We start from the raw sequence: 24471 nt of genomic DNA, 5'->3' as shown, positions 1-24471 counted from the left end.
CATGGGCGGCATCGAATTCCTTAAGGGACACGGCACACAGAACGATTTCGTGCTGCTTCCCGACCCTGACGGCCGCCTCGAGCTGACCGAAGCGCGGGTGGCGGCGTTGTGCGACCGTCAGCGTGGTCTCGGTGCCGACGGCGTGCTCCGGATCGTGCGCTCGGCCGCCCTGGGGGTGGAATCCGAGGGCGAATGGTTCATGGACTACCGCAACGCCGACGGGTCCATCGCGGAGATGTGCGGCAACGGCGTCCGGGTCTTCGTCCGGCACCTGGTCGATTCCGGGCTCGTGTCCGAGCACGACTTCGTCATCGGCACCCGTGCCGGTGACCGGCCGGTGCGGATGCACGCGGACGGATCGGTGACCGTGCAGATGGGACCGGCGACGATCACCGGTACGTCGGTCACCGTGGTCGCGGGCGAGCCGTTCTCCGGTGTCGCGGTGAACGTCGGCAACCCGCACCTGGTGTCGGTCGTCGACGACGACGTCGACGTGCTCGACCTGCGCGATCAGCCCGACTTCGACTCCGACGTGTTCCCCGACGGCGTGAACCTCGAGTTCATCAACCTGCTGGGTGGCGACTCGCTGAAGATGCGCGTCCACGAACGCGGCGTCGGCGAGACGCGGTCCTGCGGCACCGGCACGGTCGCCGCGGTCGCCGCCGCCCTGCACCTCGCGGGCACCGACACCGGTGAAGCGACCGTCGACATCCCCGGCGGCCGCGTGGTGGTCGAGGTGCGCCGCGGCGGGTCCACGCTGACCGGCCCGGCGGAGATCGTCGCCCGGGGAGAACTCGACGAAACCTGGTGGGCCGGGCTCGGTTAGCCGACCGCGATCGGCTCCGTGGGAAGGTCGCGGAGCTTCCGGATCGGGGAGAAGACCACCCACAGCACCGCTGCGGCCTCGCCGACCGCGGCGAACCACAGCGTTCCCCGGATACCGATCGTCTCACCCAGGACACCGCCGATCAGCCCGCCCAGCGGCAGCATCCCCCACACTACGAACCGCACGCTGGCGTTCATGCGGCCGAGCAGCCGGTCCGGGCAGACGGCTTGCCGGTAGGACACCTGCGCGACGTTGTAGACGATGATCCCGAAACCCGCGATCGCCAGCGCCGCGGGGAACAGCACGATCCGCCAGCCCGGCGCGGCGAGCGGGAGCAGCAGATGAAAAGGCGAGGTCAGCAGCGGGACGAACCAGATCGACCGTGCCTGCCCGATCCGCCGGGTGATGCGCCCGGCCAGGATCGCCCCGAGGATCCCGCCCACGCCGCCGATCGCCAGGACGACGCCGACGACCGCCGGTGAAAGGCCCAGTTCCCGGTTCAGGAACAGGATCTGCACCGCGGTGAACGCGCCGTTGGCCAGGTTGGCCGTCGCGGTGCAGGCGACGATCGAGCGAAGGGCTCCGTCGGTGAACACGAACCGCAGCCCCTCGGCGATCTGGGGGAGCAGTTTCGCGTCCTCGTGCCGCTCGGGGACCTCTTCGACGGTGCGGATCCGCAGCAGGCACAGCGCGGAGGTCAGGAAGCCGACGCCGGTCATCAGCACGGCGTTGGCCGCGCCCGCCAGCTGCACGAGCCCGCCGCCGATACCCGGTCCGGTCAGGAACGCGACCGATTGGCTGGCCTGGAGTTTCGCGTTGCCTTCGAGCAGGTGCTCGCGGCCGACCAGCGACGGCAGATACGACTGGTAGGCGACGTCGAAGAACACCGTCGCGACGCCGACGAGCGTGGCGACCACGATCAGCTGCGTCAGCGACAGGATCCCCGCCCACCAAGCGAGCGGAATGGTGAGCAGCAGCGCGGCGCGGACGAAGTCGGCCCGCAGCATCAGCACCCGCCGCCGCATCCGGTCGACCCACACCCCGGCGGGCAGCCCGATGATCAGGAACGCGATGGTCTCGGCCGCGGTCAGCAGCCCCATCTGGAACGGCGTCGCGGCCAGCACGGTGGCCGCGAGCAGGGGAATCACGGTGTGACCGGCGAAAGCACCCAGCTGGCTGGCCGTGTCACCGGCCCAGAGCCGCCGGAAGTCCGCGTGGAAGAAGAGGGAGTCTCTGCGCACGACGCCACCTTGGCGCGAGTGATTGGAAACTGTCAATCACTTTCCGCTCTAGGCTGTCGCGGTGCCCACTCCACGACGCGCCGCCACCGAGGCCGAGATAGCCGCGATGGCCTCCGGAATAAGGCTGCGCATCATCCGGTTGACCTATTCCGAGGCGCTGACCAACAAGGAACTCGCCGAACGACTCGATCGCGACCCGGCGACGACGCTGCACCACGTGCGCAAGCTCGTCGACACAGGGTTCCTCGAAGCGCTCCCGCCGCGACGCGGCACGCGCGGTGCGAAAGAAATTCCGTATCGCTCGACCGGGTTGTCGTGGCATCTTGATTCCCGCGACAGGGGGATCGATCAGGCGATCTTCGAGGCTTATCTGGCCGAGATCGCCGACGTGGGATTCGACGAGGTGCAGCAGACGCGCCTGGTCGTGCAGGTACCGGACGAGCAGATCACCGAGTTCGAAACACGGCTGATGGAGCTTGTCGACGACTTCATGTCCCGGCCGGTCGACCCGGAAGCGAAACGCACGGCCATCTACCTGTCGAAGTATCCCAGCAGGTAATGAATTCGGTCCCGCCGCCGAAACGTGGGACCATGGAGGCACGATGACGGAACTGACACACAACGATCTGAACGACATGGACCCTTCGACCGGCGAATTGGAGCTCGAGGACCGCGCCTCGCTCCGCCGGGTAGCGGGCCTGTCCACCGAACTCGCGGATGTCACCGAGGTCGAATACCGGCAGTTGCGCCTGGAGCGCGTCGTTCTGGTCGGTGTGTGGACCGAGGGCAGCGCCCTCCAGTCCGAGGCCTCGCTCGCCGAGCTCGCGCGGCTGGCCGAAACGGCCGGCTCCGAGGTGCTCGAAGGCCTGGTGCAGCGGCGGATCCGCCCGGATCCCGCCACCTACATCGGCTCGGGCAAGGTCAAGGAACTGCGCGAGATCGTGATGGCCACCGGCGCCGACACGGTGATCTGCGACGGTGAGCTCTCACCGGGCCAGCTGCGCCAGCTGGAGGAGAAGGTCAAGGTGAAGGTCATCGACCGCACCGCCCTGATCCTCGACATCTTCGCGCAGCACGCCCGCTCCAAGGAGGGCAAGGCGCAGGTCGAGCTGGCCCAGCTGCAGTACCTGATCCCGCGGCTTCGCGGGTGGGGTGCGGCGCTGTCCCGGCAGGCCGGTGGCCGGGCGGGCGGCGCCAACGGTGGTGTGGGTCTGCGTGGTCCCGGTGAGACGAAGCTCGAAACCGACCGCCGTCGCATCAACAAGCGCGTGTCCAAGCTGCGCCGCGAGATCGCCGCGATGGACACCATCCGCGAGACCAAACGCGGTCGCCGGGTGGCCAACGAGGTGCCGAGCGTCGCGATCGTCGGCTACACCAACGCCGGCAAGTCGAGCCTGCTCAACGCGCTGACCGGCGCCGGGGTGCTGGTCGAGGACGCGCTCTTCGCCACGCTGGATCCGACGACCCGGCGGGCGCAGACCCCCGACGGCCGCACCTACACGCTGACCGACACCGTCGGTTTCGTGCGGCACCTGCCGCACCAGCTGGTGGACGCGTTCCGGTCGACGCTGGAGGAGGCGGCGAGCGCCGACCTGCTCGTGCACGTCGTCGACGGCGCCGACCCGACGCCGGAAGAGCAGGTCAACGCGGTGCGCGAAGTGCTCGCCGAGATCACGAAGCGCCGTTCCGAGCCGCTCCCGCCGGAGCTGCTGGTGATCAACAAGGCCGACGCCGCCGACGAGGTGTCGCTGGCCCGGTTGCGGCACCAGCTGGCCGGTTCGGTGCAGGTGTCGGCGCGGACCGGCACGGGCATCACGGAGCTGGCCGAGGTGATCGCGGAGCGGCTGCCGAGGCCGGAGGTCGTGGTCGAGGTGCTGATCCCGTACTCGCGCGGCGAGCTCGTCTCCCGCGCCCACGCCGACGGCGAGGTGCTGGAGGAAGAGCACGTCGAGACCGGTACGCGGCTGGTCGTGCGCGGCAGGCCCGAACTGGCCGCGGCGCTGAGCGACTTCCAGACGAACGGCTCGGCTCTGTAAGCAAGTACGTGAAGGCCCCCTTCACTGCGTCTAACGCAGTGAAGGGGGCCTTCACGTCGTTCGATGTAGTGGAAGGCCCTCATGCGTGAATCCGCGCCGGTGCCGACGCGTGCTGAAGTGCGAAAGGTGCTGGAAGACCTTGCGACCAGTGCGGTCACGCGCGTGGAAGCCTCGGATTGGGCTCGCCCGTGGATAGTCGAAGACGCCCACCGCGTCGATGACGCCTTGGTGTGGAACGCGCTCGACCGACTGTTCGGCGCCGACCTGATGACCTCGCCTGTCGGCTACCTTCACGGTCCTGTCGATTTCCGGGCCTGGTTGGAGGAGTTCGACTCTCGCCGCTGAAAAGTGGCCTTCGCGACATTCCGCCCCATCTCGGCGTTCGCACCGAACTGCGCGCCGTCCCGGACGTCTCCGTAGTGTGGGGCTTCAGGGGTTCCACGGTACGGAGGTGGATGTGCGGGGGATTGTCGCGGCAGCGGTCGTGCTGGTGGCGTTCATCGGCGGGACGGCTCCCGCCCTGGCGCAGGAGACTCCGGCGCCGCAGCCGGTGTGCAAGAACAGCGACTCCCGGCTCAGTGAACTCTCCGGTCTCGTCTCCGACGGCGAGCATCTGTACGCCCTCAACGACGGCGGAACCAAGACGCAGGTCTTCGTCCTCGGCCGCGACTGCAAGGTCGAGAAGGTCATCTCGGCCGCGACCGACCCTTACGACCCCGAAGACCTCGCCCGCACCGCGGACGGCACCTTCTGGCTTTCCGACACCGGCGACAACCGCAAGCGGCGGGACACGGTCGCGCTGATCTCACTGACCCCGCAAGGTAAAGCGACGCTGCACCGGCTCACGTACCCCGACGGGCAACACGACGTCGAGGCGCTCATCATGGACCGCTCCGGCACGCCGTACCTGATCACCAAGGACGTTTTCGGCGACGCGAAGGTGTACCGGCCGACGGGGCCGCTCGCCAGCCCCGGCCCGACCCCGCTGGAGAGCGTGGGATCGCTGCAGATCAAGGAGACGTCGACTCCCGGCGGACCCGTCGGGTCGATCGGCTCGATGACGGTGACCGGCGCGGCGTCGATGGCCGACGGCTCGGTGGTCGCGTTGCGCACCTACACCGACGCCTACCTCTACGCCGTCACCGACGGGGACCTGAAGAGCGCGTTGCAGCGTGAACCCGTGCGCGTGCCACTGCCGAATGAGAAGCAGGGTGAGGCGATCGCCTTCGATCCGGACGGGACGCTGCTGTCCGGCGGGGAGGGCGTCGGCGAGCAGATCCGGGCGGTGAAGGGCGCGGCGGCACTCGCCGTGGACGCGGCGAAATCCGAGGGCAGCACTTCGGGTGGGACCTCCGCGGCCGGTGGCGCGGGCCAGGGGTCCGGCTTCCCGTATGTGCAGGTCGGTATCGCCGCCGTCGTCGTGATCGGCGGCCTGCTCCTGGTCGGCAGGCTCCGCAAGCGCCGAGCCTGACCGAAGCTTGCCGGGTCTGACCCGCGGTCTTGGGTGACCGGGGATCCCGGCGTGCTCCGGTTCCGGGCTACAGCCTGCGAAGAACGGCGACGACCTTGCCGAGGATCGTGGCGTCGTCACCCGGGATGGGCTCGTACGCCTCGTTGTGCGGCATCAGCCAGATGTGGCCGTCCTTGCGCTTGAACGTCTTGACCGTGGCCTCGCCGTCGATCATCGCGGCCACGATCTCGCCCGGGTCCGCCGTGGGCTGCTGGCGCACGACGACCCAGTCGCCATCGGTGATGGCTGCGTCGACCATCGAGTCACCGGTGACGCTGAGCAGGAAGAGCTCACCCTCGCCGACGATCTCCCTCGGCAACGGGAAGACGTCTTCGATCGCCTGCTCCGCCAGCACCGGGCCACCGGCGGCGATCCGGCCGACGAGCGGCACGTACGCGGCCTTGGCGGCCGACTGCGGCTGCTCGACGTCGATGCCCATCGGGTTGTCGTCCGTCGTGGCGAGCACCCCCACCGCACGCGGGCGGTTCGGGTCGCGTCGCAGATAACCCTTGCGCTGCAGGGCCTGCAACTGGTGCGACACCGACGAAGTGGAGGTCAGCCCGACCGCCTCGCCGATCTCACGCACACTCGGCGGGTAGCCGAACCGGCTCACCCACAGTTTGATCACGTCGAGCACCTGCTGCTGCCGCACGGTCAGGGTCTCGTCCACCTCGTAGACCTCGGGCAAGGCGCGCACCTTGCCCGAGCGCCTAGGCGCGTTCCCCGCCTTGCTCTCCTTAGCCACCGTATCGCTCCTTCATCTCCTGCGTCGCCTCCCAGTACGTCCGGTCGCCCGGACCGACTTCGCGTGTCTTCGCCGGTGGCGGACGATCTTCCCGCCCACGGCACCGGCGGCGTCCGCGCAGCAGACGCCCTGGTCAACGACGTTAGCCCGCCGGGACGACGATTTCAAACATCTGTTCGATGGACACGCCGTGTCGCTCGATTTTTGTCGGTGGGAGGTGGTACACATTCGCACGGGCGTTCGATAGAACGCCTGTTCGACCTTGATCGCCGGGTCACGGCCCGGCGCCGAGCGCAGCAGGACTTGCGAGGAGGTTCCTATGTCGATTCTGGCCGATCGAGGACTGGTGCGGCCCAGTTCCCCCGGGCCCGTTCCGGCAGGGTTGACCAGGCCCGTCCGGGTGGTGCGGGGCAGGCATGCCGAGCCTTTGCGCCCGCCGACCAGGGCGCGGGTCGTGGCGGGCCGTCGTCCCGGTGTCGCCACCGCCTCGCCGGCGTGCCCGGCGCCGCGGCGGCTCCCGCTCAGGTGGCCGTCTCTCGTCGGGATGGCCTTGCTCGTCGCCGGGATCGTCACCGGATTGGGTCTGTTCTTGTCGGGTGTTCCCGGCGCCGCGGTGCCCGAACGGACCACGACGGTGTCCGTTTCGGAGGGCGAGACGCTGGCGGAAATCGCGGCCCGATTCGCGCCAGGCAGTGACCCGGGCGCGGTCGTCGCCAAGATCAAGGAGCTCAACTCCCTGGAAGACGCCGTTCTCGTGCCCGGGCTGCCGCTCACGGTCCCCGTCGCGGCCGGGGTCGCGGAAGGTCGGAGGTGATCCTGAAGGGTGCTCTCACCCGTTGTGGGTGAGCTCCTCTTTCGTGTCCGATCGGCCCGGCCGTTGCGCTTGCGTGCGTCCGACCAGCGATCTAGTCTCCACCGCTATATGTAGTAGTTACATGGCTGTAGTTGGTCCATAGCTTGGGGTAGACTCGGTACCAGTTGTCCACAGCTGGCCGGTGTTCACCCACCGGATGTCCACAGATCGATCCACATGTCGATCTTTCCCGTCGTTGCGTGGCGGCGGGGGCGGGCGTCCATTCGGGACCGGCCGGCGCGGAGGGGAAGGTGATCGGCGGATGAGGTGCCCGTTCTGCCGGCATGCGGACTCTCGGGTCGTCGACTCCCGAGAGGTGGATGAGGGTCAGGCGATCCGGCGGAGGCGCTCCTGCGCCGCTTGCGGCCGGCGCTTCACCACTTCGGAGACGATGGTGCTCGCCGTCGTCAAGCGATCCGGGGTCACCGAGCAGTTCAGCCGGGACAAGGTGGTCCGAGGGGTGCGCCGCGCCTGTCAGGGCAGGCCGGTCGACGACGACGCGCTGCAGCAGCTCGCGCAGCGGGTCGAGGAGTCGATCCGGTCGGCGGGGCTGGCGGAGATCCCGAGTCACGAGGTCGGCCTGGCGATCCTGGGCCCCCTGCGCGAACTCGACGGCGTCGCCTATCTCCGGTTCGCCAGTGTCTACCGCTCCTTCTCCTCGGTCGAGGACTTCGAGAAGGAGATCTCGGACCTCCGCGAGGCCATGGCTGCCACACCGGACGAGAGCGATCAAGACGCGAAAGACGGCTGATGCCGCCTCCCGCGTGGGAGTGAGGGAAAGACCCATGACCGAGACCGTGGGAACAGGCAACCCGGCCACAGCGCGGACGAGTGGGAAGAAGAAGCAGACCGGCGGGCTCACCGTGCGCCGCGTCTTCACCACCGAGGGCGTCCACCCGTACGACCAGGTCACCTGGGAGAACCGGGACGTCGTGATGACGAACTGGCGCGACGGCACGGTCAACTTCGAACAACGCGGTGTCGAGTTCCCCGGCTTCTGGTCGGTCAACGCGACGAACATCGTCACCAGCAAGTACTTCCGCGGTGCCGTCGGCACGCCCCAGCGCGAGCAGAGCCTCAAGCAGCTGATCGACCGCGTCGTCCACTCCTACGTCAACGCGGGCCGCGAACACGGCTACTTCGCGAGCCCCGCCGACGCCGAGGTCTTCGAGCACGAGCTGACCTGGATGCTGCTGCACCAGGTGTTCAGCTTCAACTCGCCGGTCTGGTTCAACGTCGGCACGACGTCGAAGCAGCAGGTCAGCGCATGCTTCATCCTCGCGGTCGACGACACCATGGAGTCGATCCTCAACTGGTACCGCGAAGAGGGCCTGATCTTCAAAGGCGGCTCCGGTGCCGGCCTGAACCTCTCCCGCATCCGGTCCTCGCGTGAGCTGCTGTCCTCCGGCGGCACCGCGTCCGGTCCGGTCTCCTTCATGCGCGGCGCCGACGCCTCCGCGGGCACCATCAAATCCGGTGGCGCCACCCGTCGCGCGGCGAAGATGGTCGTGCTCGACGTCGACCACCCGGACGTCGAGGAGTTCGTGCAGACCAAGGCCCGCGAAGAGGAGAAGATCAAGGTCCTCCGCGACGCCGGGTTCGACATGGACCTCTCCGGCTCGGACATCGCCTCCGTCCAGTACCAGAACGCGAACAACTCGGTCCGTGTCTCCGACGAGTTCATGCAGGCCGTCGAGACCGAGGGCGACTTCGGCCTGCGGTCCCGGACGACCGGTGAGGTCATCGACCGGGTCGACGCGAAGAAGCTGTTCCGCACCATCGCGCAGGCCGCGTGGGAATGCGCCGACCCGGGGCTGCAGTACGACGACACGATCAACGACTGGCACACCTGCCCCGAGTCGGGCCGGATCACCGCGTCCAACCCGTGTTCGGAGTACATGCACCTGGACAACTCCAGCTGCAACCTCGCCTCGCTGAACCTGCTCAAATTCGCCACCGAGGACGGCGGTTTCGACGCGCCGCTGTTCGCGAAGGCCGTCGAGCTGGTCATCACCGCGATGGACATCTCGATCTGCTTCGCCGACTTCCCGACCGAGGCGATCGGCGACACCACCCGTAAGTTCCGCCAGCTGGGCATCGGCTACGCGAACCTCGGCGCGCTGCTGATGGCGCTCGGCCACGCGTACGACTCCGATGGCGGCCGCGCGCTCGCCGCCGCGATCACGTCGCTGATGACGGGCGTCTCGTACCGGCGTTCGGCGGAGCTCGCCGAGGTCGTCGGGCCGTACGAGGGCTACGCGCGCAACGCCGAGGCGCACCAGCGGGTCATGCGCAAGCACGCCGCCGCCAACGAACTGGTGCGGACCTACCACTCGAACGACGCCGCGGTCCGCGCGCTCGCGACCCAGGAGTGGAAGCGCGGCATCGAACTGGGCGAGAAGAGCGGCTGGCGCAACGCGCAGGCCTCCGTACTCGCGCCCACCGGCACCATCGGCTTCATGATGGACTGCGACACGACCGGCATCGAGCCGGACTTCTCGCTGGTCAAGTTCAAGAAGCTGGTCGGTGGCGGGTCGATGCAGATCGTCAACCAGACCGTCCCGCGCGCGCTGGCGGCGCTCGGCTACCAGGGCGAACAGATCGAAGCGATCGTCGAGTACATCGCCCAGCACGGTCACGTCGTCGACGCCCCCGGCCTGCGTCAGGAGCACTACGAAGTGTTCGACTGCGCGGTGGGGGAGCGGTCCATCGCGCCGATGGGGCACGTCCGGATGATGGCCGCGGTGCAGCCGTTCCTGTCCGGCGCGATCTCCAAGACGGTCAACATGCCGGAGTCGGCGACCGTCGAAGAGGTCGAGGAGATCTACTTCCAGGGCTGGAAGTACGGCCTCAAGGCGCTCGCGATCTACCGCGACAACTGCAAGGTCGGCCAGCCGCTGTCCACCGGCAAGAAGGAGAAGGCCGAGCCCGAGGCCGAAAAGGTCGTCGAGTACCGGCCGGTCCGCAAACGCCTGCCGAAGAAGCGTCCGAGCCAGACGGTGTCGTTCACCGTCGGCGGCGCCGAGGGCTACCTGCATGCCGGGTCTTATCCGGACGACGGGCTCGGCGAGATCTTCGTGAAGCTCGGCAAGCAGGGATCGACCCTCTCCGGCGTGATGGACGCCTTCTCGATGTCGATCTCCGTCGGCCTGCAGCACGGGATCCCGCTGGAGTTCTACGTTTCGAAATTCTCCAACCTGCGCTTCGAGCCCGCCGGTATGACCGACGACCCGGACATCCGGATCGCCACCAGCGTCATGGACTACCTGTTCCGCAGGCTGGCGCTGGACTACCTGCCGTACGAGAAGCGCTCGCAGCTCGGCATCTTCACCGCCGACGAGCGCTCGGCACAGGTCGAGGCGAACTACGGCGCCGCTCCCGCCGCCGAATCTGAGAACGTCGACATCGACGCCCTCCGGTCCACTGTGGACTCGTCGACCGCGGAACCCGCCAAGGTGGCGCACTCGACGGCGGAGCTGGTCGAGCTGAACCTCGGCACCGCCTCCGACGCGCCGCTCTGCATGACCTGCGGCACCAAGATGCGGCCCGCCGGTTCTTGCTACGCCTGTGAAGGGTGCGGAGCCACCTCCGGCTGCAGCTGATCCTGCGCCTGCTTCGGTGGACGACCGACGTCGTTCGCCGAAGCAGGCGTCGGCGAATCCGGTTGTGCGGCGGACGGTCCGCTGCTGAACTGGTCTCGTGTTCGATGTCCGCTGGGAACGGCCGCTGCATCAAGCCGGTTCGCCGTCCGCGATGGCGGCCACCTCACGACACCTGGTCGTGCACGAGCGGGGTACGCGCTTGGTCTCCTTGGAACCCGCCGACGGCTCGGTGCGCTGGGATGTTCCGGTGGGGACATGGCCGCGCGCGGTCGTGATCGATGGACCGTATTGCCTGGTGCTGCCCCAGAACAGCGGCAGGCTGCTCTGTCTGGACATCGAAACCGGCGACGACGTCTGGCAGGTGGAGCCGGGCTCGTTCGCCGGTCATGTCGTGGTCAACGAAGGACTCGTACTGGTGGGCGGGTGGCGCGGCTATACGCCACTGTCCGCAGTGGACATCCGCACCGGTGCTTTGTGCTGGCGGGCGGAAGAGTACGGCGGCACCGTCCTGCCGGCCGCGACCGAGGCCGGTTTCCTTCTCGGGGAGCCGGGTGGCGACTCCGTCCGTTTGATCGATCGAGGTGACGGCCGGGAACTGGCCACGTGGTCCTTGCCGGAGCCCCTGGTCGGCCCCGATATCGGGGCGGCCTTTCGTGCGGACGACGACGGCGGTTTCCTCGCGAGGTGCGGCGATCGCTTGGTCGTCCGTATCGCCCTCTCCGAGACGAAAGCCGAGACAGTGGCCCGCGCCGAGCGTGATCTCACGGCCAGTGCGGTGGGCCTGTGTGGCGGCTTGCTCTGGCTGGCCGAGCGGCGTGGTGGCTACACGGTGGTCGACGCGTCGGACGGTGCCGAGCGGTGGAGTATCCAGCACGACCGGCGGTTCGTCCCTTCGGTCGGGTCCGTGGACGGAGGATTCGTGATCGCCGACGAAGGCGGGTTGTTGTTCCGGATCGACATGGCCGGAGCGGTGAGTGAGCGCGTTCGGATCACTCAACGGATCGGAGACCTTCGCGAGCAAGTACCTTCGAGGCTCCTCCTGCTCGCGAAGGGGTCTTTGCTCGCTGTCGACGTCAGGAGCCCCGGTGACCACTGACCCATTCGGCACACTCGAGCAGGCGCTCTGGATCTGCGGCGGCCAGTGGGCGGGAAAGTCCACCGTCTCCCGGCTTCTCGCGCGCCGTCACGGCATCACCGTGTATCACTACGACTTCCACGACGCCCGCGCACATCAGGACCGCCGTATCGCCCACCGCGTCCGGAACGGTTCGCCCGTCGAGGATCCCGACCCCGAGGCCGTGTGGGTCGACACCACGCCCGAACGGATGGCCGCCGACACGATCGCCCGTTTCCCGCTGCGGTTCGAATGGGCTCTCGACGATCTGCGTGCGCTGGTCTCCGGGCGTCCGATCCTCGCCGAGGGCTGGGGGTTGCGCCCGGAACTGGTCGCGCCGCTCCTGGATTCACCCCGGCGGATGATCGTGCTGGTGCCCACCGACGAGTTCCGCGAGCACCAGCTTCGCGTGCTGCCCCGTGCCGCCGCGATCGTGCGGCGGGTCAGTGATCCCGAGCGCGCACAGCGCAACCGGATCGCGCGAGACCGTCTTGTCGCCGAGGACGCCGTCCGGACCGCGAAAGGGCTCGGCATCCGGGTGCTGCGTATCGACGGGTCGAAGGACGCCGAGGCGATCGCGGACGTCGTCGCCGAGCACTTCGGTCCCTACCTGGTCTGAGCGAGATCGACGACCAAGGCGGCCACGGCCACCGCGAGGAGCCCGACGGGGAGGGCGATGGTCCTGAAGACGCGGGCGCGCACGTGGGTGATGACGGCGCCGAAGTAGAAGAGCACGAGCCCGACAGCCGCCGCGGTCCCGATGTACGGCACGCCGAACAAACCGAGCAGCAGTCCGGCCGCGCCGGCCGCCTTCAGCGAGCCCAGCGTCGGGATCCAGGACTCGGGCACGTTGACCGCCGCGGAGTTCTTGAGAACGACCGGAGAGCGCGTCAGGTCGGCGTAAGCGATCCAGGCGTTGATCGCGATCGTCGCGATGGTCACGATGAGGTATGCGGTGAACATGCCCCCTGGACGGGGCCCGCGCCCGGAACGTGACAGCGGTCTGGAGATCCGCTCGAGGCATTTCCCAGGTGAAGAGCTGCCGACTTGACGAATGTGCGAAAATCGCACCACACTGGTGGGGTGGAATGGGCTGAGGTGGGCGAGCGCGTCCGAGAGAGCCGGTTGGCGGCGGGTATGTCGCAAGCCGGCTTGGCGAGCGCCGTCGGTTTGGAGCGCACGAAGATCGCCAAGATCGAGTCCGGCGGCCGGCAGATCGACGCGCTTGAGCTGGCGAAACTGGCTGCCGCGCTGAAGGTGCCGATGGGGCACTTCCTTCGTGAGCAGCCACCGATCCTGTCGCGGCGGACCAGTCTTGTCGAGGACACCGACAGCGCCCTCTCGAGGGATTCGTACCGGCTGGAGGCCAAACTGACGGCCTGGCTGGACGATATCCGCCAAATGGTCGCCTTGGACCTCCTCAAACCGGGCAAAGCGGCGGTGTACGACCGCGTCGTCACGGATGCGCAGGGAGCCCGTGAAGCCGCCCTGTGGCTGAGGCGGAGACAAGGTTTGGGGCGGGAGCCGATCCGGACGCTGATGGCGGAATGTGAACGAGCGGGGCAATACGTCCTTGTGTCGGACCTCCCTGGGGACGGGGCCTCGCTGGTGGACGGAGACTTCGGGGTGTCCGTCGTCAGCCGGCTGGCTGATCCGGGCAGGCGTCGATCCACGGCCGCTCACGAGCTGGGGCACCTGGTGCTGGGGGACGAGTACTCGACGGATCTCGGGGTATCGACTTCCCGCGAAGACAGGGAACGTGTCATCGACGCGTTCGCCGCGGAATTCCTGCTCCCGTCCGCTGTGCTGGAACAGGCGGGAAGGACCGACCTGCGAAGTGAACTGATCAAGTTTTCGGCGGTCTTCCGCACTTCGTGGTCGCTCACCGTGCGCCAAGCCGGGCATGTCGGTCTGCTCGAGGAAAATCGGCTGACGAGATGGTTCGCCGAAGCGCCGACGAGAGCGGAGCTCCGAGATGCCGTCGGATGGGTGCCACAGCCCGATCTCGAGGGGGTGCGGGTTCCTCCCAGCTACGCGCACGCGGTGATGGAAGCCCTGCGGCAGGACTTCGTCACGCCCGCGAGGGCCGTTGAACTCATGCACGGAGAAGTCGGGATCGAGGACTTGCCGGGGGCCGAGACGGGCGCCGGCTCGTGACCCTTGACCGGCCGTTGGTCCTGGACGCCATGTGCCTGAATCATTTCGCGCGCGCTGACCGGTTGGACGTCCTGCGGGACCTGCTCGTCTCCGATGAATGTCGCACGACTTACGTGGTCATCGAAGAGCTGCGTCTCGGATCGGTGACCCACCCGGCCCTTCAAGATGCTTTGGAGCTCGAATGGGTCGAAGTGCGTCGGCTGGACACGATCCGCGAACTCGAATGCTTCGTGAAGTGGGCGGGAAGGATCGGAGCGAGTGAGCGGGACCGAGGCGAGGCAAGTGTTTTCGCGGTAGCGGAACTGGAGCACTGCACGGCGATAACCGACGATCGGGCCGCGATCCGGGTGGCAAGGCGATATGGCCTGGAGGTCCACGGAACGGTCTGGCTGTTGGCACGGGCCTGTCGGAACGGAAAATTGACCGAAGTGGCTGCCGGCAACCTTATCGACTCGGTCCGCGACACAGGCATGCGCTTACCGTGCACTGGCGCCGAGTTCGGCGGCTGGGCTCGTTCTCAAGGCCTGCTTTGAGGCCCGCGCCCGGAACGTGACAGCGGTCAGGCTTGCCAGCGTTCGAGCACCGCGTCGATGGTGGGGCGGATGCGGTCGCGGGCGGCTTGTCGTTCCACGCCCGCCATGAGGAGGTCGTCGTACTCGGTGTCCAGATGCCGGATCGAGGCGACGACGGCGAGGAACACCGCTCGTTCGGCCAGTTCCCGGCCGGCGGCGGACCGGCCCACCCGGCCGCTGCCACGTTGGCCGGCGTGTTCGGCGATGGCGCGGGCTCGCTCCGGCGGGCAGCCGGGGAATTGCTCGGTGATCGCGGTGTGGAACCGGGCGGTGAACTCGACGTCCTCGTGGGCGCGGCGTTCGCGATCACGGCCGCGGCGCCGTTCCCGGACGTCTTCGTCGGCGAGGCATTGTTCCTCGGCGCTGCGCAGTGCCGCTTCCTCGACCAGGAGTCCTTGGCGCTCGCTGCGCTTGCGTGACCGGTTGAAGCGGACGACCACGGCCGAAAGCCGGCTCGCCTTCTTCGCCCGGCGGGTCAGGGCCGTGTCACCGGACGGCAGGAAGACCAGGTGACCGAGGTCGGCGCAGTCGAGGCAGTGCGGCTTTTCGTTCTCCATGAACAGCAGGTCACCGGTGCCGCCGCAGTCGGCGCACACCCAGTCCTTCAAGGCCATGGAGACGACGAGATCCGGCGCTTTCCGTTGCCGGGCGAGCACTTGCGCACGTTTGGCTTCGGATAGTCCCGGCATGAGCCACTGCGTCCGGAACAGCGGTTCGAGGCCGGCCAGTTCGCCCGAAGTCACGCGGAGGACGGCCCGGTCGCGGGTCGCGCCGACATGCTCGATCTCCGAGCTTTCGAGAGCCTTTTCCCGCGTCCATCGGTGAAGCGCGCCGAGGGCGAAGTCCAGTTTCTCCGCGCTCACCGGCAAGGCCGTGGTCAGGTCGGGGATCCGGCCCTGCTGCCAGCTCTTGAGGACGTTCTCCGGCAGCCAGCCGATTCCGCTCAGGATGTCGAGCGCGGTCACCGACTTCTTTTTGGCCAGCAGCTTTTCCGCCGTCTCCACGACGCGCTGTTCCAGTTTCGCTTCACCCTGCATCGCCGGGAATCCTAGCGATCACGCGGGTTCGGTGCGGGCCCGGTACGCCCGGATCTTGGCGCGGTTGCCGCAGCGCTCCATCGAGCACCAGCGACGGTTTCCCGAGCGAGAGGTGTCGAAGAACAGCAGATGGCAGTCGTCCGCCGAACACTCGCGGACGCGGCCGGACCGTTCGCCCGCGACCAGGCCGATGGCGTCGCGGGCGACCGCGCCGAGGAGTTGTTTCCCGGTGACGGGCGGGGCCCAGGCGAGCCGCCGTGTCCCCGGGTCGACGAGCGGCCTCGGGGTGGCTTCGGTCGCACTGTTCAGGACGGCGAGATCGTCGTCCGACGGTGCTTCACCCCGGGCGAGGGCGGGTGCGACGCGGTAGAGCGTGTCCCGGAGTTCTTTGAGCGCGCTGAGTTCGGCGGGCCGGATCCGGACGTCGGTCAGGGGAGCGGTCAGCGCCAGCCGGGAGCCGGTGAACCACTCGGCGAGGTCGGCCGGAGTGTGCGCGATTTCGTAGCGCTCGTACGGGCCCGGGCCGCCGGTCAGCATGAGTTCGAGGCTGAGGCTGCCCGGATCGAACCGGTACCGCTCACCTTGGGCGCTGACGAGCTGTCTTGTTCCCGGAGTCATGTAACCACTATAGTCGGTTTCAGAAACCAGGTAAGACGGTTACGGCGGAGGCGTGATGATCGGGAAGACGAAGGACGCGGGCTGGGAGATCGGCGTCTCCAAGACGGTGGCGTATCCGCTGGACGAGGTTTGGGAGTACCTCTCGGGTCCGGGCCTGGCGGCCTGGCTGGGCGATGTGCGGCTGGAGCCGGAGAAGGGCGCGCCGTACGAGACGGCCGAGGGCACCGTCGGCGAGGTTCGCGGCTATCGCGAGCAGGAAAAGATCCGCCTCACCTGGCGGCCGAAGGACTGGGATCACGAGACCACGGTCCAGGTGGGGCTTCGTCCGGCCGGGCCGGGCAAGACGACCGTGGTCTTCCATCAGGAGCGGCTCACCGGGCCGGAAGAGCGCGCCACGCAGCGCGAACACTGGCAGGCCGTGATGAAGCTGGTCGCCGACGGTCTCGCCGGCTGATCAGGAGAGCGTTCGCCGGGCGAGCTCGGCCAGGGTGTCGGCGATCCGTTCGGCACTCAGGCCGAGCTCGCCTGTTTGGTGGAGGAACACTTCGGCGGCGAGCGGTGCCAGCAGGACGTCGGCGAGCGCGTCCGGATCCTTCGCGTTCGCCTGCTCGGCGAGGTGGCGGACGTGGGTGCGCCACAGCCGGTACGGCCCGCTGGTGAATCGCGAGTGCCCGACCTCGGTACCGAGGACGAGGTGCGCGTGCCGGGCGAGCAGCCCGATCATGGCCGCGTAGAACGCGGCCAGCCGTTCGGCGGGTGGTGCGCCGGGTCCCAGCGGGGGAGGGCCGGTGAGCAGTCGCTCCTGTAATTCCCGCTCGTGCTCGTCCAGCAGGGCCACGGCGATCGCCGAGCGATCCGGGTAGCGGCGGTACAGCGTCGCGCGGCCGACTCCGGCCGCTTGGGCGATGTCCTCCATGGTGACGTCGGCCGCCGGACGTGCGGCGAAGAGCTCCTCGGCGACCTCCAGGATCTTCGCGCGGTTACGGGCGGCGTCCGAGCGTTCCCGTCCCGGGCCCTTCGCGAGCAGATCGTCTTTCGCCATGTTCGCAGCCTAGGGAATATCCGGACGCGGCGTCCACTTGTACCCGGCGAAGCAAGTGGACGCCGTGTCCGCTTCCTGGTCCGGGAGGTCCCGATGAGCCATCTTCTCCACCTCGACTCCAGTGCCCGCCGCACGTCGTTCTCCCGCGAGCTGAGTGCTCGTTTCGCCGATGTCTGGCATGCCGCGAACCCTGGCGCGGGCTACACCTACCGCGACGTGGCCGCCGATCCGGTGCCGCCGATCGGCGAGGCCTGGACCGAGATCTGCGACGCCCTCCTCCAGAACGGGATCACCGATCCGGCCGGGTACGCCTCGGTGGTGAAGACGCCGGAGCAGCGCGATGCCTGGGCGGTCATCGAGCCGCTGCTGGCCGAACTGCTCGCCGCCGACGTCGTGCTGATCGGGGCGCCGATGTACAACTTCTCGATCCCCGCGACGCTCAAACTGTGGATCGACCAGGTGACGTTCCCGAAGATGTCCTTGGCGGGCAAGGCTTTCGTGGTCGCGGGAGCGCGTGGCGGCACTTACCTGCCCGGCACGCCGCGGGAGCCGGTCGACCACCACGAGCGCTACCTGCGCGACTTCTTCGCCGGGCACTACGACGTCCGGGACGTCACGTTCCTGAACTCCGAACTGACGAACGCTCTGGTCGACCCTCGGCTGAGCCCACTCGACGCCGACCGGATCGCGTCGCGGGAGCAGGCGCTTCTCGGCGCCGAAAAGCTGGCCGCGGCCGGAAAGGAAGTCTGATGGGCTGGGGAATCCTGCTCCTGGCGGGAGCCGTCGAGGTCGCCTGGTCGCAGAGCATCAAGCCGACGGAGAACTTCACCCGGTTCTGGCCGACCGTGCTGTGCTTCGTGCTCGGCGTCGCCGCGGTCTACCTGCTTTCGAAGGCGATGGACTCGATCCCGGTGGGGACCGCGTACGCCGTCTTCACCGGCATCGGCGCGGTGGGCGCGATCGTGTTCGGCATCGTGATCCACAAGGACCCGGTCGGGTTCGGCCGGTTCGCGGCGATGGCGCTGATCGTCGGAGGGGTGGTGCTCGCGAAGGTGACCGAGTGAGCTGGGGAAGGGGACTTCCACGCCGGAAAGTCCCCTTCCCGGCGGGTCAGGCGAGCTTCTCCCACAGGAATTCGAGCATCAGCGCCCATTTGAACGCCAGCTGCTCGTTGTCGGCCGCCGCGCCGTGCCCGCCCTCGATGTTCTCGTGGTACCGCACATCGTGTCCCTGTTCCACCATCCGCGCGACCATCTTGCGCGCGTGCGCGGGATGCACCCGGTCGTCCCGGGTGGAGGTGACGAACAGGACCGGCGGGTACTCGCCGTCACCGCGGACGTTCTGGTACGGCGAGTACTTCCCGATGAAGTCCCATTCCGCCGGATCGTCGGGGTCGCCGTACTCGGCCATCCAAGACGCTCCCGCGAGGAGTTTGTGGTACCGCTTCATGTCCAGCAGCGGCACCTGGCTCACGATCGCGCCGAACAGCCGCGGGTAGCGCGTCAGCATGACCCCCATCAGCAGACCGCCGTTGCTGCCACCCTGGATGCCGAGCCGGGCCGGTTCGCTGATCCCGCGCTCGACGAGGTCGGCGGCGACGGCCGAGAAGTCCTCGTAAACCTTGTAGCGCTTGGCTTTGGTCACCGAGGTGTGCCAGTCCGGCCCGTATTCGCCGCCGCCGCGGATGTTCGCGACGACGTAGGTGCCGCCCCGCGAGAGCCAGCCGCGGCCGATGATGCCGCTGTAGCCGGGGGTCAGCGAGACCTCGAAGCCGCCGTAGCCGGTCAGCAGCGTCGGCCCGCCTTCGGCACCGGAGGGACGTACGACGAAGTACGGGATCTTCGTGCCGTCTTCGGACGTCGCGAAATACTGCGAGACCGTCATGCCTTCGCTGTCGAAGAACGAGGGAGCGCGCTTAAGGACCTCGACGTCCTCGCCGACGTGTCCGTAGCTCAGCGTCGACGGCTGGGTGTAACCGCTGGAGTCGAGCAGGTATTCGTCGCTGACGTCGGGGTCGGTGCCGGTGATCTGCGCGGTGCCCAGTTCCGGGGCGCCGGCGAGCGGCCGGGAGGTCCAGCCGTCGGACGGCGTGAGCACGCGCAGTTCCGTCCGGACGTCGGACAGCGTCGAGAGCAGCAGGTGGTTGTGCGTCCACACCCAGTACTCCAGCGACGTGTGCGCGTCCGGGGTGAAGAGGGTCGTGAAGGTGCGCTCGCCCGCCATGAACGCGTCGAAGCCGGAGGCGAGCAGGGTGCCGGAGGGGTACGTCGTGCCTTCGACGGTCCAGTCCGAGCGAAGCCGGATCAGCAGCCACTCGCGGTGCGAGGACGTCTGGGCGTCTTCGGGGACCTCGATGCGTTCGAGACCGGCGGCCGTCCGGACGTACCTTTCCGTGCGGTAGAAGTCGACCGACCGGTAGACGAAGTCTCGCTCCCAGCCCTCGGTCGGGTCGTGGTGCGCGGACACCGAGACGTCGTCCGGTTTGCCCTCGAAGACCACCGTCGCCTCTTCGAGCGGCGTGCCGCGCCGCCATTCCTTCGCCAGCCTCGGATAGCCCGAGCTGGTCAGTGTCCCCGGGCCGAAATCGGTGCCGATGTAGACGCGGTCGCGGTCGATCCAGCCGATCCTGGTCTTGGCCTCGGGGACGAAGAACCCGTCGTCGACGAACCGGCGTTCGTCGAGGTCGTACTCGCGGACCACGGTCGCGTCGGCGCCCCCGCGCGAGAGTTCGACCAGCGCGCGGTGATAACCCGGACGAAGGACGGCCGCGCCCTGCCACACCCAGTTCTCGCCGTCGGCCTCGGCCAGGGCGTCGACGTCGAGCAGGAGTTCCCATTCCGGCGTTTCGAGCCGGTACTGCTCCAGGGTGGTGCGGCGCCACAGGCCGCGAGGGTTGGTCGAGTCCTGCCAGAAGTTGTACAGGTACTCGCCGCGGCGGCGGACGTACGGGATCCGGTCGTCGGCGTCGAGGACTTCGCGGATCTCGTCGCGGATCCCGGCGAACCGCTCGCCGACCGCCAGTTCCGCGAGCGCCTCGGCGTTGCGGGCTCGCACCCAGTCCAGCGCTTCTTCGCCGGTCACGTCTTCCAGCCACAGGTACGGGTCCTCGTCACTCATGCCCACAGTCTCGCCGGGGCTCCGGCCCTCGCGCCACCAGGTGCCCGTTCTTCGCCTGGCCCACCTCTGCTCCGTATGCTGTGGTCTCGCACGTTTGGGGGACACCATGACCGGCACCGACGAGGTACCCAGACCGTTCGCGCCTTCGTCGTCTCGTCCCGAAAGCCCCCGCAACACCGGGACCGCCGTGGTCGGTCTGCTCATCGTCGCCGCGCTGACGACCACCGGGATGGCGATGGCCGGCGGGCCGAGGAAGATCGACGGCCAGGCTCTCCCGGTGTCCGGTGTGTACACCTCCGAAGGGGCCAAAGCGCCCGCCGGGAACGCGAAACCCGCGCCGAAGGAGGAGCGGGAACTGGAGACGAATCCGCTGCTGGCGGACGGGATCGCGCTCGGCGCGGTCACCTGCCGCCTGCCTGCGATCAGCCGCGAGCCCGCGAAACTGGAGACGTACTACAAGACCTACGTGTCCTGTCTCGCCGAATCGTGGAAACCCGCCCTGGACCAGGCGAACGAGCCCACGCTGACGGCGACCGTGCAGGTGACGCTGCCCGAGACCAGCGCCTGCGGGAAGGCGCCGAGCGAGAACGAGGCCGTCGCCTACTACTGCGGCGGCGACACCACGATCTACGCGCCGACCCAGTGGATGCTGGGCGACGCGGGCCTCGAACGGTCCCGTCACCTCGCGACGATGGCCCACGAGTACGGCCACCACGTCCAGCGCTCCAGCGGGATCCTGGCGGCCGCCGCGGAGAAGATGTCGTCGGCGGGGGAGAACAGCCCGGCCGACAAGGAGCTGGTCCGCCGGATCGAACTGCAGGCGAACTGTTTCGGCGCGCTCGCCCTCGCGGCCGCCTCCGGTCGCGGTTCGATCAGCAAGTCGCTGGCCAACGCGGCCCTCGACGACTACGGCCGCGCCGACGACAGCGACACCCACGGCACCCGTCGTAACCAGCTGAAATGGGCGAAGGCCGGGTTCTCCGGGAAGACGACGTCGGCGTGCAACACCTGGGCTGCCCCGGCCTCGGACGTCAAATGACCGACGAGGTGATGGCCGAGATCAACATCGGCCTCCAGCTGCACATCTCCGGTGACCGCGCCGGAGCGCGTGAGAAGTTCGCGGCGTTGTGGGAACGGATCGGCGAGGACGGCGACCCGCTGCACCGGTGCGCGCTCGCGCACTACATGGCCGACGTCCGCGACGATCCGGCCGACGAACTCGCCTGGGATCTCCGCGCGCTCGCCGCGGCCGATTCCCTCACCGACGAACGCGCCAAGGAGTACCACGCGACGCTCGCCGTGCGCGGGTTCTACCCCTCGCTGCACCTGAACCTCGCCGAGGACTACCGCAAACTCGGTGATCACGAGTCCGCGAAGGCCCACTGGGCGCTCGGGCGGGAGACGCTCGGCGCGCTCGGCGACGACCCGTACGGCCTCGGGATCATCGCGGCATACGACGCGCTCGCCGACCGGCTCGGTATCGAACCGGACTCTCCGGACTTTCGCGCACGGCGGTGAGGCCATAACCTGGAGTGACTCAGGTCACCCAGTCGGGAGGAGCGCGTATGCGGATTTCCGATCTGTTGCGGAACAAGGGGGCGGCCGTCGCGACCGTCTCGCCGGAGACGAACGTCACCGAACTGCTCGAGAGACTCGCGGAACACAACGTCGGTGCCCTGGTGGTCGTCGACGCCGAGGGCGGGATCGTCGGGATCGTCTCCGAACGGGACGTGGTGCGCCGGCTCAACGAGCGCGGACCCCAGCTGCTCGACGGATCGGTGGCCGCGATCATGACCAAGATGGTCGCCAGCTGCACCCCCGAGGATTCGGTCGACCAGCTGTCGGTCCTGATGACCGAACGCCGCATCCGGCACGTCCCGGTCGTGGTGGACGGCAGGCTCGCGGGGATCGTGAGCATCGGCGACGTCGTGAAGACCAGGATGGAGCAGCTGGAGCAGAGTCAGGAACAGCTGGAGGCGTACATCTCCCAGGGCTGAGCCGCCGGACGAAGGGCCGTTCCCGAGGCAGGGGAACGGCCCTTCGCGCGCGCGGCTCAGCCGATGGCCCTGTCGAGCGTGAGCGCGGCGTCGATCAGCCCGAGATGGGTGAACGCCTGCGGGAAGTTGCCGAGTTGCTCGCCGTCCGGGCCGATCTCTTCGGCGTAGAGGCCGACGTGGTTGGCGTAGGTCAGCATCTTCTCGAACACCAGCCGTGCCTTCTCCGGATACCCGGCTCGGGCCAGGGCGGTGACGTAGCCGAACGTGCACAGCGAGAACGTGCCCTCGTCGCCGCGCAGGCCGTCAGGTGAGGCATCCGGGTCGTAGCGGTAGACGAGACTGTCGGTCACCAGCTCGTTCTCGATACCCGCCAGGGTCGCCAGCCAGCTCGGGTCGTTCGGGGTGATGAACCCGACGTCGGCCATGCGAAGCAGGGACGCGTCGAGGAAGACCGAGTCGTAGCGCTGGACGAAGGCCTGCTTGAGCGGATTCCAGCCGTGCTCCCAGATCTGGTCGTAGACGCGGTCGCGTTCGGCTCGCCACGAGTCGAGCGCGCAGGGCAGGCCGTGCGCCGTCGCGAGGCGGACGCCGCGATCGAAGGCGACCCAGCTCATGAGCCTGCCGTAGGTGAAGTCGGCCTTCCCTTCCCGCGTCTCCCAGATTCCCTCGTCCGGCTGGTCCCAGTTCGCCGCGAGCCAGTCGAGCAGATCGGTGAGCGCCTTCCAGCCTTCGTGCCCGACCTCGGCGCCCCGTTTGTCGGCCTGGTACACGGTGTCGAGCAGCTCGCCGTAGACGTCGAGCTGGAGCTGATCGGACGCCGAGTTGCCGATCCGTACCGGAACCGAGCCGCGGTACCCGGACCAATGCGCGAGGGATTCCTCCAGCAGATCCGATGCCCCGTCGACGCGGTACATGATCTTCAACCGCCCGTCGCCCTCGAGGTGGCGATCCCGGAGCCAGCGGGCGAACGCGACCGCTTCGTCGGTGAACCCCAGAGCGAGCAGGGAAGTGACCGACAACGACGCGTCCCGCACCCAGGCGTAGCGGTAGTCCCAGTTCCGTTCGCCGCCGACCTGTTCCGGCAGGCTCGTGGTCGGCGCGGCGACCATCGCCCCGGTCGGCGCGTAGGTCAGCAGCTTGAGGGTGATCGCGGACCGGTCGACCATCTCGCGCCAGCGGCCCCGGTAGGTCGAACGGTTCAGCCAGTCCCGCCAGAAACGGACGGTCTCGTCGAAGGCCCGATCGATCTCGGCGACCCGGATCGCGCGCGGCTCCCCGCCGCCCGATTCGAGCACGAATCCCCGGGCCTGCCCGGTTTTCAGGATGACCGAGCCGTACACGCCGCCTTCGATGACGTGGGCGTGCACCGGTGGCGGATCACCCGGTTCCCGGACCGCGTGCAGGGTCAGTGAGGACTCCTCGCTGGCGAACAGCACGCCGTCTTCGGTGACGGTGGTGGTGTGCGGACGGCGCGCGTAGTCGAAGCGCGGAACGACCTCCATGGCGAACTCGACGTGCCCGCGCACGCAGCGGACCATCCGGATCAGCCGGTGGCCGCCGTCGGCGCGCGGCCCGTTCGCCGGACGCATGAAGTCGATGACCTCGCCGGTGCCCAGCCTGGTCATGAACCGGGTGATCAGCACGGCGGTGCCGGGGAAGTAGAACTGGCGCGACGTGTACGGCTCCCGGACGGGACGGATCCGGCAGTGGCCGCCGCCGGGATCCAGGAGCGCGCCGAACACGCTCGGGGAATCGAACCGGGGACAGCAGAACCAGTCGATCGAGCCGCCGGTGCTCACCAGCGCGGCGGTCTGGAGATCCCCGATCAGCCCGTGGTCGGCGATCGGCGGTTGGTGGTGGTTCACGGGCGACTCCTTGCCGGAAGGGCTTTTCCGACCACCCTTGTCCGCGCCGGGGGAGCCGGGCGTCACCCTGGCCGGATGACTTCCCGGCCGGGGCGGGTCCTGACGCTCATCCGCCTGAGGTGATGTGCGCACCCCCGCC

26 protein-coding genes are annotated in these 24471 nt (G+C 68.5%); 18 read left to right on the top strand and 8 right to left on the bottom strand.

Features of this window, described 5'->3' with window-relative positions; genetic code table 11:
- The first annotated feature begins 1 nt into the window (after position 1).
- Positions 2–826 (top strand): diaminopimelate epimerase, encoded by an 825-nt coding sequence (gene dapF, locus ACIRGA_RS08575; RefSeq protein WP_400938179.1) that lies wholly within the window; start codon positions 2–4, stop codon positions 824–826.
- On the opposite strand, the gene ACIRGA_RS08570 is transcribed toward dapF, so the two are convergent.
- Positions 823–2067: an MFS transporter gene (locus ACIRGA_RS08570; RefSeq protein ID WP_400938177.1), complete on the bottom strand. Its 1245-nt coding sequence runs from the start codon at positions 2065–2067 to the stop codon at positions 823–825. The genes dapF and ACIRGA_RS08570 overlap by 4 nt on opposite strands.
- A 61-nt stretch (positions 2068–2128) precedes the next feature.
- On the opposite strand from ACIRGA_RS08570, the gene ACIRGA_RS08565 reads away from it, so the two are divergent.
- The 4 genes from ACIRGA_RS08565 to ACIRGA_RS08550 all read left to right on the top strand — a co-directional run bounded on the left by ACIRGA_RS08565 (position 2129) and on the right by ACIRGA_RS08550 (position 5574).
- On the top strand, positions 2129–2626 hold the full coding sequence (locus tag ACIRGA_RS08565) for a transcriptional regulator (RefSeq protein ID WP_038516315.1): 498 nt from the start codon (positions 2129–2131) through the stop codon (positions 2624–2626).
- Positions 2627–2669: 43 nt separating this feature from the next.
- A complete protein-coding gene (gene hflX, locus ACIRGA_RS08560) occupies positions 2670–4103 on the top strand; it encodes a GTPase HflX (protein WP_400938174.1) in 1434 nt (477 codons plus the stop codon).
- Between the two features lie 81 nt (positions 4104–4184).
- On the top strand, positions 4185–4448 hold the full coding sequence (locus ACIRGA_RS08555) for a hypothetical protein (RefSeq protein ID WP_400938171.1): 264 nt from the start codon (positions 4185–4187) through the stop codon (positions 4446–4448).
- A 112-nt stretch (positions 4449–4560) separates the two neighbouring features.
- Complete coding sequence (locus ACIRGA_RS08550; RefSeq protein ID WP_400938168.1) at positions 4561–5574, top strand: hypothetical protein; 1014 nt, start codon at positions 4561–4563, stop codon at positions 5572–5574.
- 67 nt (positions 5575–5641) lie between these two features.
- Here ACIRGA_RS08550 and lexA read toward each other — a convergent pair whose 3' ends face one another.
- On the bottom strand, positions 5642–6358 hold the full coding sequence (lexA, locus tag ACIRGA_RS08545; RefSeq protein ID WP_034311936.1) for a transcriptional repressor LexA: 717 nt from the start codon (positions 6356–6358) through the stop codon (positions 5642–5644).
- 319 nt (positions 6359–6677) lie between these two features.
- Between lexA and ACIRGA_RS08540 the strand changes: the two genes are divergently transcribed.
- The 5 genes from ACIRGA_RS08540 to ACIRGA_RS08520 all read left to right on the top strand — a co-directional run bounded on the left by ACIRGA_RS08540 (position 6678) and on the right by ACIRGA_RS08520 (position 12546).
- Positions 6678–7172, top strand: coding sequence for a LysM peptidoglycan-binding domain-containing protein (locus tag ACIRGA_RS08540; RefSeq protein ID WP_400938165.1), 495 nt, complete (start codon positions 6678–6680; stop codon positions 7170–7172).
- A 301-nt stretch (positions 7173–7473) separates the two neighbouring features.
- Positions 7474–7962, top strand: coding sequence for a transcriptional regulator NrdR (gene nrdR / locus ACIRGA_RS08535; protein ID WP_034311932.1), 489 nt, complete (start codon positions 7474–7476; stop codon positions 7960–7962).
- Between the two features lie 34 nt (positions 7963–7996).
- Positions 7997–10813 (top strand): vitamin B12-dependent ribonucleotide reductase, encoded by a 2817-nt coding sequence (locus ACIRGA_RS08530; protein WP_400938162.1) that lies wholly within the window; start codon positions 7997–7999, stop codon positions 10811–10813.
- Between the two features lie 97 nt (positions 10814–10910).
- Entirely contained in the window at positions 10911–11909 is a 999-nt protein-coding gene (locus ACIRGA_RS08525; protein ID WP_400938160.1) for a PQQ-binding-like beta-propeller repeat protein, read from the top strand.
- Complete coding sequence (locus ACIRGA_RS08520; RefSeq protein ID WP_400938157.1) at positions 11899–12546, top strand: hypothetical protein; 648 nt, start codon at positions 11899–11901, stop codon at positions 12544–12546. The genes ACIRGA_RS08525 and ACIRGA_RS08520 overlap by 11 nt, the downstream gene beginning before the upstream one ends.
- On the opposite strand, the gene ACIRGA_RS08515 is transcribed toward ACIRGA_RS08520, so the two are convergent.
- The gene (locus ACIRGA_RS08515) at positions 12534–12890 is read right to left on the bottom strand and encodes a DoxX family protein (RefSeq protein ID WP_400938155.1); all 357 of its coding nucleotides are present in this window, start codon (positions 12888–12890) and stop codon (positions 12534–12536) included. The two genes, ACIRGA_RS08520 and ACIRGA_RS08515, sit on opposite strands and share 13 nt — an antisense overlap.
- Positions 12891–13025: 135 nt before the next feature.
- On the opposite strand from ACIRGA_RS08515, the gene ACIRGA_RS08510 reads away from it, so the two are divergent.
- Together ACIRGA_RS08510 and ACIRGA_RS08505 are read left to right on the top strand one after the other, a co-directional pair.
- Positions 13026–14084, top strand: coding sequence for an ImmA/IrrE family metallo-endopeptidase (locus ACIRGA_RS08510; RefSeq protein ID WP_400938152.1), 1059 nt, complete (start codon positions 13026–13028; stop codon positions 14082–14084).
- Positions 14081–14617: a hypothetical protein gene (locus ACIRGA_RS08505; RefSeq protein ID WP_400938149.1), complete on the top strand. Its 537-nt coding sequence runs from the start codon at positions 14081–14083 to the stop codon at positions 14615–14617. The genes ACIRGA_RS08510 and ACIRGA_RS08505 overlap by 4 nt, the downstream gene beginning before the upstream one ends.
- A 26-nt stretch (positions 14618–14643) precedes the next feature.
- Here ACIRGA_RS08505 and ACIRGA_RS08500 read toward each other — a convergent pair whose 3' ends face one another.
- A complete protein-coding gene (locus tag ACIRGA_RS08500; RefSeq protein WP_400938148.1) occupies positions 14644–15693 on the bottom strand; it encodes a DUF2293 domain-containing protein in 1050 nt (349 codons plus the stop codon).
- Positions 15694–15711: 18 nt separating this feature from the next.
- Entirely contained in the window at positions 15712–16311 is a 600-nt protein-coding gene (locus tag ACIRGA_RS08495; protein ID WP_400938146.1) for a CGNR zinc finger domain-containing protein, read from the bottom strand.
- Between the two features lie 55 nt (positions 16312–16366).
- On the opposite strand from ACIRGA_RS08495, the gene ACIRGA_RS08490 reads away from it, so the two are divergent.
- Positions 16367–16765 (top strand): SRPBCC domain-containing protein, encoded by a 399-nt coding sequence (locus ACIRGA_RS08490; RefSeq protein WP_400938144.1) that lies wholly within the window; start codon positions 16367–16369, stop codon positions 16763–16765.
- On the opposite strand, the gene ACIRGA_RS08485 is transcribed toward ACIRGA_RS08490, so the two are convergent.
- A complete protein-coding gene (locus ACIRGA_RS08485; protein ID WP_400938142.1) occupies positions 16766–17353 on the bottom strand; it encodes a TetR/AcrR family transcriptional regulator in 588 nt (195 codons plus the stop codon).
- A gap of 93 nt (positions 17354–17446) precedes the next feature.
- Here ACIRGA_RS08485 and ACIRGA_RS08480 point away from each other — a divergent pair, with 93 nt between their 5' ends.
- A complete protein-coding gene (locus tag ACIRGA_RS08480; RefSeq protein ID WP_400938139.1) occupies positions 17447–18103 on the top strand; it encodes an FMN-dependent NADH-azoreductase in 657 nt (218 codons plus the stop codon).
- Complete coding sequence (locus ACIRGA_RS08475) at positions 18103–18417, top strand: DMT family transporter (protein WP_400938137.1); 315 nt, start codon at positions 18103–18105, stop codon at positions 18415–18417. The genes ACIRGA_RS08480 and ACIRGA_RS08475 overlap by 1 nt, the downstream gene beginning before the upstream one ends.
- A 46-nt stretch (positions 18418–18463) precedes the next feature.
- Here ACIRGA_RS08475 and ACIRGA_RS08470 read toward each other — a convergent pair whose 3' ends face one another.
- Entirely contained in the window at positions 18464–20470 is a 2007-nt protein-coding gene (locus tag ACIRGA_RS08470; RefSeq protein ID WP_400938134.1) for a prolyl oligopeptidase family protein, read from the bottom strand.
- Between the two features lie 106 nt (positions 20471–20576).
- On the opposite strand from ACIRGA_RS08470, the gene ACIRGA_RS08465 reads away from it, so the two are divergent.
- The 3 genes from ACIRGA_RS08465 to ACIRGA_RS08455 are packed head-to-tail and all read left to right on the top strand — an operon-like array spanning position 20577 to position 22467.
- On the top strand, positions 20577–21509 hold the full coding sequence (locus tag ACIRGA_RS08465) for a neutral zinc metallopeptidase (protein ID WP_400938132.1): 933 nt from the start codon (positions 20577–20579) through the stop codon (positions 21507–21509).
- Entirely contained in the window at positions 21506–21988 is a 483-nt protein-coding gene (locus ACIRGA_RS08460; RefSeq protein ID WP_400938130.1) for a hypothetical protein, read from the top strand. Before ACIRGA_RS08465 ends, ACIRGA_RS08460 begins: the two co-directional genes overlap by 4 nt.
- A 47-nt stretch (positions 21989–22035) precedes the next feature.
- Positions 22036–22467 carry a CBS domain-containing protein gene (locus ACIRGA_RS08455; RefSeq protein WP_400938128.1) on the top strand — a complete coding sequence of 144 codons (432 nt, stop codon included), beginning with the start codon at positions 22036–22038 and terminating at the stop codon, positions 22465–22467.
- Between the two features lie 56 nt (positions 22468–22523).
- Here the strand turns inward: ACIRGA_RS08455 and ACIRGA_RS08450 are convergent, their stop codons facing one another.
- A complete protein-coding gene (locus ACIRGA_RS08450) occupies positions 22524–24332 on the bottom strand; it encodes a glycoside hydrolase family 15 protein (RefSeq protein WP_400938126.1) in 1809 nt (602 codons plus the stop codon).
- Positions 24333–24471: the final 139 nt, after the last annotated feature.

Origin of the sequence: Amycolatopsis sp. NPDC102389, assembly GCF_044765885.1 — a bacterium.
Classification (GTDB): domain Bacteria; phylum Actinomycetota; class Actinomycetes; order Mycobacteriales; family Pseudonocardiaceae; genus Amycolatopsis.
This window is presented reverse-complemented; position numbering and strand designations above follow the sequence as displayed.